At 68.8% G+C, this 12061-nt stretch carries 11 protein-coding genes and 1 pseudogene; 11 read left to right on the top strand and 1 reads right to left on the bottom strand.

All coding sequences use genetic code 11. The features are described 5' to 3' along the window. Positions 1–470 precede the first annotated feature (470 nt). Positions 471–1637, top strand: a complete 1167-nt coding sequence (locus ACQYVW_RS14050) for an IS3 family transposase (protein WP_434947414.1) — start codon at positions 471–473, stop codon at positions 1635–1637. Here ACQYVW_RS14050 and ACQYVW_RS14045 read toward each other — a convergent pair. Next, positions 1626–2129 (bottom strand): annotated as a pseudogene (locus ACQYVW_RS14045) (IS110 family transposase); the annotation flags it as partial. The gene ACQYVW_RS14050 and the pseudogene ACQYVW_RS14045 sit on opposite strands and share 12 nt — an antisense overlap. Before the next feature lie 84 nt (positions 2130–2213). Between ACQYVW_RS14045 and ACQYVW_RS14040 the strand changes: the two are divergent. The 10 genes from ACQYVW_RS14040 (at position 2214) to ACQYVW_RS13995 (ending at position 12025) form a co-directional block, all read left to right on the top strand. Continuing rightward, positions 2214–2624, top strand: coding sequence for a GFA family protein (locus ACQYVW_RS14040; RefSeq protein ID WP_434934239.1), 411 nt, complete (start codon positions 2214–2216; stop codon positions 2622–2624). 47 nt (positions 2625–2671) lie between these two features. Further along, positions 2672–3367, top strand: a complete 696-nt coding sequence (locus ACQYVW_RS14035) for a hypothetical protein (RefSeq protein ID WP_434947413.1) — start codon at positions 2672–2674, stop codon at positions 3365–3367. Between the two features lie 159 nt (positions 3368–3526). Then, on the top strand, positions 3527–3931 hold the full coding sequence (locus ACQYVW_RS14030) for a VOC family protein (RefSeq protein WP_434934241.1): 405 nt from the start codon (positions 3527–3529) through the stop codon (positions 3929–3931). A gap of 78 nt (positions 3932–4009) precedes the next feature. After that, complete coding sequence (locus tag ACQYVW_RS14025) at positions 4010–4438, top strand: cupin domain-containing protein (RefSeq protein WP_434934242.1); 429 nt, start codon at positions 4010–4012, stop codon at positions 4436–4438. 118 nt (positions 4439–4556) lie between these two features. Next, positions 4557–4901 carry a GNAT family N-acetyltransferase gene (locus tag ACQYVW_RS14020; RefSeq protein WP_434934248.1) on the top strand — a complete coding sequence of 115 codons (345 nt, stop codon included), beginning with the start codon at positions 4557–4559 and terminating at the stop codon, positions 4899–4901. Positions 4902–5191: 290 nt separating this feature from the next. After that, complete coding sequence (locus ACQYVW_RS14015; RefSeq protein WP_434934243.1) at positions 5192–5485, top strand: hypothetical protein; 294 nt, start codon at positions 5192–5194, stop codon at positions 5483–5485. Between the two features lie 150 nt (positions 5486–5635). Continuing rightward, positions 5636–6721: a sensor histidine kinase gene (locus ACQYVW_RS14010; protein WP_434934244.1), complete on the top strand. Its 1086-nt coding sequence runs from the start codon at positions 5636–5638 to the stop codon at positions 6719–6721. A 1-nt stretch (position 6722) separates the two neighbouring features. Beyond that, the gene (locus tag ACQYVW_RS14005; protein WP_434934245.1) at positions 6723–7586 is read left to right on the top strand and encodes a LytR/AlgR family response regulator transcription factor; all 864 of its coding nucleotides are present in this window, start codon (positions 6723–6725) and stop codon (positions 7584–7586) included. Between the two features lie 242 nt (positions 7587–7828). Continuing rightward, complete coding sequence (locus ACQYVW_RS14000) at positions 7829–10906, top strand: efflux RND transporter permease subunit (protein ID WP_434947412.1); 3078 nt, start codon at positions 7829–7831, stop codon at positions 10904–10906. Between the two features lie 24 nt (positions 10907–10930). Then, on the top strand, positions 10931–12025 hold the full coding sequence (locus ACQYVW_RS13995; protein WP_434947411.1) for an efflux RND transporter periplasmic adaptor subunit: 1095 nt from the start codon (positions 10931–10933) through the stop codon (positions 12023–12025). Positions 12026–12061: the final 36 nt, after the last annotated feature.

Genomic DNA, 12061 nt, shown 5'->3' with positions numbered 1-12061 from the left:
GCGTTATCGGGCGCGCACGTCGGGCTCTCGGCTCTTAGGCTAGGGGAAACTCAAGACATAAGGTGTTAGGGCTCATGGGCAGCAACATCGCGCTCGCCACTGCAGTTGTCACCTTCGTCGTGGTGGCGATGGCGTCGATACTTCTCTGGCGATCCTCAAGGCGCCTATTTGCTGCCATCGCCGCAATAGACCCCGCTCAGGCCCATCTAACTCGTTGGCCATTCTTTGGCCAGTACGGGCCGCTGCCACCGGCACAAATGTCCTATCTCCAGCAGCGCCGCTTTCGGCAGCTGTCGGTGCCCGCCCTTAAGGCTCTGGGTCAGCGCACTCTCTTACTCGTCTACATATATGCCTCCGCCTTCCTTGTGCTGTTACTTAGTCTGCTCTGGTGGAGCGTTAGCCGGGGCACGTAGCATGAGCCCTAACAATGAATCGCCCAGCCTTTTGTAGACACCTCGGAGCCATCCACAATGGCCACGCAGGAGGTGCCAATGAGCGGGAAGCGATACACAGACGAGTTCAAGATTGAAGCAGTGCGTCAGGTCACCGAGCGCGGTCATCGCGTGGCCGAAGTCGCCACGCGTCTCGGGATCACGACGTACAGCCTCTACAGCTGGATCCGGAAGTTCGGGAGCCCCAGGGTCGGGGCTGCGTCGCCGGAGGTCGAACAGAGCGCTGAGGGTGCGTCGCCTGAAGGCCGAGCTTCGCCGGGTGACGGAGGAGCGGGACATCCTAAAAAAGGCCGCCGCGTACTTTGCCAAGACGTCCGGGTGAAGTACGCGTTCATGCAGGACCACACACGCGAGTTTCGGTTGGCGGCGATGTGCCGTGTGCTGGGCGTTCACCGCAGCGGCTACTACGCCTGGCGGAAGGCACCGCTCAGCGAGAGAGCCAAGGAAGATCAGCGCTTGCTGGGTCCGATCAAACAGGCGTGGCTGGAGAGCGGCGGGGTCTACGGCCATCGCAAGGTCACGCTGGACCTGCGCGACCAGGGCGAAATGTGCAGCCGGCACCGGGTCGGTCGCCTGATGAAGGAAGAAGGACTTCGGGCCATGGTCGGCTACCGACGCAAGCCCAGGCCGCGCGTTGGGGAGGTGGCCCAAGTGGCGGCCAACATTCTGGATCGCGATTTCTCGCCGAAAGCGCCGAACCAGGCATGGGTGACAGATATCACCTACATCCGCACGCATGCGGGTTGGCTGTTCCTGGCCTTGGTGATCGACCTGTTCTCCCGCCAGGTCGTCGGCTGGTCGATGCGCTCGACCCAACACACGGATGTTGTGCTGCAGGCGCTGCTTGCTGCGGTATGGAGACGCAAGCCACAGCCTGGCCTGCTGCTCCACTCCGACCAGGGCACGCAGTTCACGAGCGAGGAGTGGCAGTCGTTCCTGAAGGCGCACGGGATCGTCTGCAGCATGAGCAGGAGGGGCAACTGCCAAGACAACGCGGTCGCAGAGAGCTCTTTTCAATTGCTCAAGCGTGAGCGGATCAAGCGAAGGATCTACATCGACCACGCCCAGGCCCGAGCCGATGTCTTCGATTACATCGAGATGTTCTACAACGCCAAGCGCCGGCATGGTTCCAGCGGTGGCGTCTCACCGGTACAGTTCGAGAAGCAGCGATCAAACGGCTCGTAGGTGTCTACGAAACCCTGGGCGATTCAGGTGCGGCCTAACGGCCTGGTCGCTGCGCGCCACCACCACGCCGAACTCGGCCAGCAGGCCGCGCAGGCGATTGCTGATGGCCAGGCCTTCGGCCTTGTAGCCTTCGCGCACCCGATGCCAGCTCAACCGCGCCTGCTGCTCCACCGACTTCACCGTCACGAAGCGCATGTTGCTCTGCCGCGCGGCGGTGGCGATCGCTTCGGCGTCGTTACGGTCGTTCTTGTTGGCCTGCGACTTGCGGAACGGTTTGACGAACTGCGCCGCCATCAGCCGCAGCAGCCCATGTTCGAGGCAGCGACGGGCCCAGTGGCAGGCGCTGCTGCAGGCTTCCATGGCCACGATGGTGCCGGGCGGCTACTGGGCCAGCCAGGCGGCAAAGGCCTCACGCTTCAGGTTCCGACGCTGGCGGACCCGGCCGCCAGCGTCGAGCTCGACTACCCACGGTCGCGTTGGCACCAGCGTTATCGGACGCGTACTCCGGACGCTCGATTCCTAGGCCAGGTAAGATTCAAGACATATGGCGTCAGGCTGCCCTGAAGGAGCTATCGGATGACCACATTCCATGGCGGCTGCTTGTGTGGCGCCGTCCGCTACGAAACAACCGCGGACCCGGTGAATCAGAGGGTGTGCCACTGCCGCGCATGCCAGAAGGTGATCGGCGCTGCGTTCAACGCCCGCGTACTGATGCGCATCGAGCACGTTCGAATTTCCGGGCCCGTTGGCATATTTCAGTCCTCGGAAGCTCTTGAGCGTGGCTTCTGCTCGCGCTGTGGCTCGAGCGTATTCTCCCGGCGCGTTTCTGCTAGCGTCATCGGCTTGACGGCTGGCAGCCTCGACGAGCCGTCACTATTCAAACCTGACATGCATTTCTGGGTGTCATCCAAGCAGCCATGGCTGAAGATCGCGGACGACCTTCCCCAGTACGCCGAGGGCCCACCATCCTACGGGTACAGCCCGTGAATGTCCGCGCCGGGTTGCGGCCGACTTCCAAGATTCCGGAGTGTTCGATGAAGACGACGATCTACGCCCTGCTGCTTGCTGCGCTGGCATGCTCCGCACTGTTGGGTACAGCCCGGGCGGCAGACCAGGTCTACCTCGAGTTTCTGTGGGAGCCGGCCGTAAAAGGTGCGTTGGCCCGGGCTGAAGCCTATGGTTTCACTTTGGAGACCGCGGAAGATCATCGCGTCTGCGTGGTAGCCATGACCGATTGGCGCGAGAACGACACCTTGGCGATCGAAGTCCTGGATGCGGCTGGCCAGATTGTAAGCAGACAGGTCCATGACAACTTTCAGGGCTCAAAGCGTTGCTTCAAGGCGGCCCTCGGCACGACGGGCGCGCTCGGCCAGTGGAGGTTCAACGCTTACGTCAACCAGACGCTGGCCGGGGCAAAGGAAATCGAGGTGGCAAGAACGCTGGACGAAGCGCCATTCCATGCGCAAGGATCGCGCCCGTATGTGCTGGGCCGCCCCAACTATGACGCGAGTATCCCGGCTGCCGAGTACGTCGGCCGCCTTGTCTGGGTGATGCACGTTGATCCGGCCGGCGCCGTCAGCGAAGTGGAGGTGGAGAGCGCCGAAGGTGCAGGCATCCGTATGAAGGAACGTGCCCTTGCGGCCGGATTGCTTACCAGATTCCCGCCCGACCCGTCCCGCGCCGATCGGCCGTTGAAGATTCGCCAGGAGTACGATCTGAGCAATCAGTAGTCGGCCATAGTCACCCAGCGACTTCGCCTTGTTCAGATGCAGGCTGCTGGACTTGCATGAGAATCTCATGAAGACAGCAAACGAGCCCCGCCTAAGGTGATCCAGCAGGAAGTAGCCGATCCCCCATCGAAGGTTCGGAGAGGCGACCAGCAAGGCAGAATGAAGCTCGGCATCAATCCGAAGGCCACCGCCATGACAGCCCACACACGATCGCTCGTCGCGTTCGCACATGTCGCCAGCGTGCAGCGCAGCATCGATTTCTATACGGATCTCGGTTTCAGCGTCGCCAACACGGTCGTGCCGCAGGGCGAATCCGCGCCTGTGTGGGCATGGCTGGAAAGCGGCAGCGCCAATCTGATGATCGGGCTGGCGGATGCGCCGGTCGACGCGTCGCGGCAGGCGATCCTCTTCTATCTTTATTTCGACGATATCGAACAGGCACGCGCCGCCCTCGTCGAGCGCGGCCATGCGCCGGGCGAAATCTCGCATCCGTTCTACATGCCCGGCGGCGAGTGCCGCCTGGAGGATCCCGATGGCTATGTGCTCATGCTGGCACAGACCTAGCCGGTGGCCATGCCGGGCCTTGCACTGCGGCAAGGCCGGCGCAGTATCGCCTGATGGGCTTCCAGCACCGGTGACGCCATGACACGTGAACTGCCTTCAAGCGAACAGTACGCGGCCGAGCGGGCCCGCTTCCCGGCGCTGGCCGTCGTCGACCTGCACGCGTTGCAGCACGCCGCACGCGGGACGTACAGCAACCAGGTGGTGCTCGATGTCAACGGCGACTGCATGCGGCTGTCCGTGTTCGAGGGCGAGTATCGCTGGCATCGTCATCCGGGCAGCGACGAACTGTTCCTCGTGGTGGAGGGCGAACTGCGCATCGAGTTCGAGGATGGTGCCGAGGCGGTCCTGCGTGAATGGCAGTGCCTGGTCGTGCCGGCGGGAACGGTCCACGGCACGCGCGCGGTCGGGCGGACGGTCAATGTCACGTTCGAGCGGCAGCACGCGGAGACGGAGTTCGTGACCCCGGCGGGCAAGGCCGGCCCGGGGCCGGCAGGCGGGCCCGCCTGAGGCCGCCCGTGGGCGCCCGCCCCCCTTCCCTGCCCGGCCTCCGGATCCAGGTGGCGACGGGCGAGCGCGCGGCGGCGCAGCGGTTCTACGATGCACGCGGCTACGGGGGGGCGCGGCGATCGAGCCTTCGGATTTTGTCGTGCTCGCGATGCTCGAGGAACAGGTGGCCGGCATCGGCCGCCTGTGCCAGGAGGGCGACCTGCTGTGGCTGCGCGGCATGCAGGTGGACCCGCGCTGGCAGAGATGCGGCATCGGCAGTCTGATCCTGCAGCGGCTGGGCCGCGAGATCGGCGACAGAGGGTGCTGCTGCCTGCCGTACAGCCATCTCACCGGCTTCTATCGGCAGGCAGGTTTCCAGCCCGCCGGCCAGGACCTGCCGCCCGCGCTGGCCGGCCGCCTGGCAGCTTATCTGTCCCGCGGGCTGCAGGTCGTCGCGATGATCAGGCCGGCGACGGCGCGCTGACGCTCCTCGCCCGCGTCGCTGCCGGGCTCCCGGGCCGGGGCCAGCAGCGGGATGGTCTGCAAGCCGAATGTCCCGCTCGCGGGCTGAAGCGGCTCCTGTAGCGCGCAAAGCCGGCGCATGCGCCTCGCGTACGTCCCACGCAACGGTCCGGCCTCCGTCGGCAGGGTTCAGTTTTCCGGCTCGCCGGCCGATCATGTGCCTGCCACTTCGGCACGCGCAGCACCCGCCAAACGCAGCCACATCCGCGTCCCGTGGGTCCATGCATCGGCACATCGCACACTGGGGGAATCATGGGGACATCGGCAACTGAAGCAGTACGTCAGGACAACTCTGCAGGTCGCGCGGCATGGATCTGCCTTGCCATCGCCTGGGTGACATTCATCGTGCCGTTCCCGGGCATCGGCCTGTTCCTCGGCTGGCCGCTCAATCTGGTGGCCTTCATCCTGGCCATCGTGGCGATGGCGAAGCTGGGTGCCATCGCGGGGCTGTGGCAGTTGCTGGCGTCGCTGCTGGTGTCGCCGTTCGTCTATTTCATCGGCCTGGCGGTGTTTGCCGGCATGCTGGGTGCCGCCGGCCAGATGTGAGCCCCCCGCCCCCGGTCGCCTGCTCCGGGGGCGACAAGCGCAAGTCGCCCGGGGCACTGGCGCGACGAAGCGTGCCCCGCCCGCGCCAGGCCGTGCCGCGCGGGCCGGGCGCGGGAGTAGCATGCACGGCATTGCATGCGGACGCCGCCGATGTCCATCGTCCTGTCCCGCCCGTTCGAGCTTCCCCGTCGGCAGCTGTTCTGGCTGCTGCACCTGGGCGGCTGGACCGCCTACTTCGCGCAGGGCTGGCTGGCCGCGGTGGCCCACGACAAGCCGGCCGGCTACTGGGTGGTGCCGCTGACCGCGGCCAGCACTGGCGCCCTGGTCACCCTGGGCCTGCGCATGCTGCTGCGCGCCTGCTGGGGCCTGCCGCCGAAGCGGCTGCTGCTGGCGATGGCCGTGCCGATCCTGCTGAGTTCGGCATTGATGGACTTCGCGACGCGCGAGGCGCTGGTGGAGTTCTGCGATACCTGCAAGCCGCGCAACCGCATGGCGTTCGTCGCTTATTCGCTGGGCTACATCTACGTGGTGCTGGCCTGGGTGGGCCTGTACTTCGGCATCAAGTACTACCGGCAGCTGCAGAACGAGACCGAGCGCTCGCTGGCCGCGCGCAGCATGGCCCACCAGGCGCAGCTGAAGATGCTGCGCTACCAGCTCAACCCGCACTTCCTGTTCAACACGCTCAACGCGATCTCGACCCTGGTGTTGGACCGCGACAACGGCACCGCCAACCGGATGGTGCAGGGATTGTCGGCGTTCCTGCGCCATTCCCTCGACAGCGACCCGATGCAGCGGGTGACGCTGCGCCAGGAACTGGATGCGCTGACGCTGTACCTGGATATCGAGAAGATCCGCTTCGCCGAGCGGCTGCGGGTGGAAACCGACATCGACGAGGACTGCTGGCGTGCGCTGCTGCCCAGCCTGCTGCTGCAGCCGCTGGTCGAGAACGCCATCAAGTACGCGGTGGCGCGGCAGGTGGCCGGCGGCACGCTGCGCATCGAGGCGCGCCGCGAGGATGCGCAGCTGGTGCTCAGGGTGATCGACGACGGCCCCGGCTGCGGCAGCCTCGAGGGCGATTGCCTGCCGCCCGGCAAGGGCGTGGGCCTGCGCAACACCCGTGAGCGGCTGGCGGTGCTGTATGGCGAGCGCGGTGCGTTCCGGGTGCGCAACCTGGCGCCGGGCATCGAGGTGACGCTGCGCCTGCCGTTCGAGACCAGCCAGACCGCCGGAGATTGAGATGGACGCCGCCGCTTCCGTCGACACCCCTGTCCCCGCCCCGACGCAGCAGCTGCGTACCGTCATCGTCGACGACGAGCCGCTGGCGCGGCGCGGCCTGGAGATCCGGCTGCAGGCCTTTGCCGACGTGCAGATCGTGGCCCAGTACGGCGACGGGGCCTCGGCGGTCGCGGCGCTGCGCGACGACCGTCCCGACCTGATGTTCCTGGACGTGCAGATGCCCGGTGCCGACGGCTTCGAGACCCTGCGCCGGATTCCCGCCAGCGAAATGCCGCTGGTGGTGTTCGTCACCGCCTTCGACCATTACGCGATCCGCGCCTTCGAGGCTTCGGCCACCGACTACCTGCTCAAGCCGGTGGAGGACGGACGCCTGGCGCAGGCGCTGGCGCGGGTGCGCTGCGCGCGCATGCAGCGCGAGGCCGGCGCCCACTGCGGGCAGTTGCTGGGCCTGCTGGGCGAGCTGAGCGGGCGCCCGCCGCTGCGCCTGGACGAGGCCTTGCGCCCGGACGCGGCCGAACAGCTTCGCCGCGACGAGCGGCTGAACGTGCGCGACGGCCAGCGCACCCTGCGCGTGGACCTGCGCAGCATCCGCTGGATCGATGCCGCGGGCGACTACATGTGCATCCACGTGGACGGCGACGGCGGCGCGGGCGACACGCTGATCCTGCGCGCGACCATGCGCGAGATGGAACGTCAGCTCGATCCGCGCCGCTTTCCGCGCATCCACCGCTCCACGATCGTCAATGCGGCGCGGGTGGTGGCGCTGCGCCCGCACACCAATGGCGAGAGCTTCCTGCAGCTGGACTGCGGGCAGGAACTCAAGCTGTCGCGTACGCACCGGGACAAGCTGTCGATCCTCGTGTGACGGCTGCCTTGCCGACCTGAGCCGCCGGTCGCCGCCCCTGCGCGGCGCACCGCGACAGCGGAAGCGCCGGATCGCGCAAAGCGGCCCGCCCGGCTCCGCAACATCGCATCGCGCGGCGCAACGCTTCGACGCGGCCGCACCACGCTTCGCCGCAACCGCGGCCACCGCGTGACTTGTGGGCCATCGCCGCGCCCGGCGTCGCGCGCATCGTGCGCCCTACGCTCCCCTTTCCGGCCGCTCCGATGAAGCTCACCGACGCCTCCCTGCGCAATCCGGCCGCCGTCGCCGTGGTGGTCGCGCTGGTCTGCGCCTTCGGCCTGCTCAGCCTGGGCAAGCTGCCGCTGCAGCTGTTTCCGGACATCGAACGCCCGCAGATGTCGATCGTCACCACCTGGCGCGCGGCATCGCCGCAGGAGATGGAATCGGAGATCGTCGAGCCGATCGAAACCGTGCTGCAGGGCCTGCCGGGGCTCGAGGAAGTGGCCTCCAACGTCAATCCCGGCTTCAGCGCGATCAACCTCGCCTTCGCCGTGGGCAGCGACATGGACGCGATGCTGGTGGAGGTGCTGGCGCGCATGAACCGGCTGCCGCCATTGCCGCGCGACGCCAACCCGCCGGTGGTGCAGGCCGGTGCCGACAACGCCAACAACTCGCTCACCTACTTCTTCGTGCAGAAGCTGCCCGGCGCCTCCGGCAGCATCCTCGACTATCGCCAGCTGATCGATGACCGCATCGTGCCGCGGCTGACCTCGGTGGACGGCGTGGCCGGGGTGGAAATCAACGGCGGCGCGATCGAAGAGCTGGCCATCACCGTGGACCTGGCGCGGGCCGCGGCGCTGGACATCCGCATTCCCGATGTCGCCGCCGTGGCCGCGCGCGCCACCGACGTGTCCGGCGGCGTGGTCGAAGCGGGCCGTCGCGAGTACGTGCTGCGCTTCGCCGGCCGCTATTCGCCCGAGGCCATGGGCGAGCTGGTGCTGGCCTGGCGCGAGGGCCGCCCGGTGCGGCTGGCGGACGTGGCCACGGTGGAAGTGAAGCGGCCGGAACAGCGCTTCTTCGCCTACCAGAACGGCAATCCGGCGATCGGCCTGCGCATCCTGCGCACGCACGATGCCAACGTGCTGGCCACGCTGGAGGAGGTGAAGCGCGTGGTCGCCGAGCTGCGCGAGGACGAACTGCTGCCGCTGGGCCTGGACATCGCGCAGAGCTTCGATGCCTCGGTATTCATCACCCGGGCGCTGGGCCTGCTGGGCGGCAGCCTCACCGTGGGCGTGCTGCTGGCGGTGGGCTGCCTGTGGTGGTTCCTGCGCGACGTGCGCGCCACCGCGCTGATCGCCTGCGCGATCCCGATCTCGCTGCTGGCCACCTTCATCGTGCTGCAGCTCACCGGCCGCAGCCTCAACGTGATCTCGCTGGCCGGCCTGGCCTTCGCGGTGGGCATGGTCATGGACGCGGCGGTGGTGGTGGCCGAGAACATCCTGCGCCTGCGCGAAACCGGCATGCCCGCCGCGCGGGCGGCGCTGGAGGGCACGCGCCAGGTCGGCGGTGCGCTGGTCGCCTCCACGATAACGACGGTGGCGGTGTTCCTGCCGGTGATCTTCATGGAGGACGTGGAAGGCCAGCTGTTCGCCGACCTGGCGCTGACCATCTCGATCGCCGTGGGCATCTCGCTGCTGGTGGCGGTGACGGTGCTGCCGGCGGCGGCCGGCAACTGGCTGCGCGCGCCCGTGGGCGCGGCGCGCCACCCGCGCTGGGCGCGCGTGGGCGACTGGGCGATGCGCACCACGCGCACGCGCACGCGGCAGCTGGCCTGGGTCGGCGCGCTGGTGCTGGCGCCTGCGCTGCTGGCGGTGCTGCTGATGCCGCAGATCGACTACCTGCCGCCGGTCAAGCGGGCGGCGGTGGACGCCAGTTTCACCTTTCCGCCCGGCATGAGTCCGGCGCGCATCGACGCCGAGATCGTGCCGGTGCTGCTGGCGCGGATGCGGCCCTACATGGAGGGCGAGAAGCGGCCGCAGCTGAGCAACTGGTACATCAACCTGTGGCCGGGCGGCGGGTCGCTGGGCGCGCGCGTGGTCGATCCGGACGACATCGGCGAACTGGAACGCATCGTGCGCGACGAGGTGGTGGCCGGCCTGCCCGACACCCGCGCCTTCGCCCAGGAGGGCGAGTTGTTCGGCGGTTTCGGCGGCTCGCCACGCGCCATCGCCATCCACCTGCAACATGGCGACGGCGATGCGCTGCAGCGCGCGGCGGAAGCCGGCCGCCGTGCGCTCGGCGAACGTTTCCCCGGGGCCAACGTGCAGGCCTGGCCGAACGCCGACCCCGGCACCCCGGAACTGCGCGTCGCACCGGACGACCGGCGCCTGGCCGAAGCCGGCTGGCAGCGCAGCGACCTGGGCACGGTGGTGCGCGCGCTTGGCGACGGCCAGTGGCTGGGCGAATACTTCGATGGCGACCGACGCCTGGCCATCATCCTGCGCGCGGCGCGCGACCCGGATTCGGCCATCGGCGCGGCGGTGCTCGCCACGCCGCAGGGCGGGCTGCTCGGCCTGGACGAACTCGCACAGGTCGATACGGTGATCGCCCCGAACCGGCTGCGCCGCATCGACCGGCGCCGCACCATCACCCTGACCATCGACCCGCCTGTGGCGGTGTCGCTGGAGGCGGCGCTGCGCGTGGTCAATGACGAGATCGTGCCGCAGCTGCGGGCCGCGCTGCCGCCCGACGCCGCGGTGCGCGTGTCGGGGAGCGCCGACCGGCTCGACCAGGTGGTGGCCAGCATGGGCACCAACTTCGCCCTGGCGCTGCTGGTGCTGTTCATGCTGATGGCCGCGATGTTCCGTTCGCTGCGCGACAGCGCCTTCGTGCTGGCGACCCTGCCGCTGGCCCTGCTCGGCGGCGTCGCGGGACTGCGCGTGCTCGACCTCGCCGCCGGGCAGACGCTCGACCTGCTCTCGATGATCGGCTTCATCCTGCTGCTGGGCATGGTGATCAACAACGCCATCCTGCTGGTGGCGCAGGCGCGCGAGGCGCAGGCCGGCGGCGCGTCGCTGGACGAGGCGCTGCGCCAGGCGCTGGAGCAGCGGCTACGACCGATCCTGATCGCAGCGCTCACCGGCGTGCTGGGCGCCTTGCCGATGGCGATCAATCCCGGCCCGGGCGCGGTGATCTATCGCGGCCTGGCGGCGGTTTCGGTGGGCGGCGTCGCGCTCAGCCTGCTGTTCACCGTGGTGCTGGTGCCGGCGCTGATGCGGCTGGGCGACGGCCTGGTGCTGCGCCGCCCGACGCCCCTTCCCCTTTCCCAGGCCGCGGCCTGAGCCTTTCCCCCAAGGAGAACCCCGATGCGCAAGCTGCATGCCTGCCTGTTCGCCACCGCCAGCCTCGCCACCATCGGCGTGCTGATGTTGCGCGGCGATGCCGGCGCCAATCCCCCCACGCCAGCCGCAGCGCCCGCGGCAACGGTGAGCGTGGCGCCCGCGGTGAGCGCCGAGTTCGCGCCACGCCACTGGGCGCCGGGCAGCGTCGCCAGCCGCCACGACTCGCGCGTGGCCGGCGAGGTCGCGGGGCGCGTGCTGCGCATCGCCGAAGTCGGCACTGCGCTGCGCAAGGGCGAGGCGATCGCCGTGCTCGACGACACCGCCCTGCGGCTCGAGGAGCGCGAACGCGCCGCCGACCTGGCGCGCATCCGCGTGCAGCTGGAGCTTGCGCAGGCGCAGGAGCGTCGCTATGCGGCGCTGTCCGAGCAGCGCGGCATCGCCCGCGCGCAGTACGAACAGCAGCGCGCCGAGCGCGACACGCTGGCGCAGCAACTGGCCGCCACCGCTGCGCAGCTGGCCCAGGTGCGCCACCAGCGCACGCAGATGGTGATCCGCGCGCCGTTCGATGGCCTCGTAGCCGATCGGATGATGGCGGCCGGCGAATACCTGCCCGCAGGCGGCGCGGTGGCGCGCCTGGTCGATCCCGCCGCGCAGGAGGTGCGGGTGCGCGCGCCGGTGGCGCTCGCGCGCCATGTCGCGGCGGGCACCGCCGTACAGGTTCGAAGCGGCGACGAGGAACGCAGCGCGCGCGTCACCGCGCTGGTGCCGATCGGCGACGACGCCTCGCGCCAGCTGGAACTGCGGGTGGCCATGGAGCATGTCGCCCTGCCCGTCGGCACCGCGGTCAGCGTCGGCCTGCCCAGCGACGCGCCGCGTACGGTGGTGGCGGTGCCGCGCGACGCGCTGGTGCTGCGTCGCGAAGGCGATTACGTGGTGCGGATCGACGCGGGCGACCGGGCGACCCGGCTGCCGGTGGTGTCCGGAGCCGAGATCGGCGACCTGGTCGAAGTCGAAGGCAACGTGCGTCCCGGCGACCGCCTGGTGGTGCGCGGCGGCGAACGCGTGGAGGCGGGGCAGTCGGTGCGCATCGAGCCGTTCGGCGCGGTGGCGATGCGCTGAGGCCGCGCGCCATCCGCATCTTCCGCTGGTGGCCGC

The sequence above is a fragment of the Luteimonas campi genome (assembly GCF_051162505.1).
In the GTDB taxonomy this organism is placed as follows: domain Bacteria; phylum Pseudomonadota; class Gammaproteobacteria; order Xanthomonadales; family Xanthomonadaceae; genus Luteimonas.
Note: the sequence above shows the minus strand (reverse complement) of the source record. Positions and strands in the feature narration are given on the sequence as shown.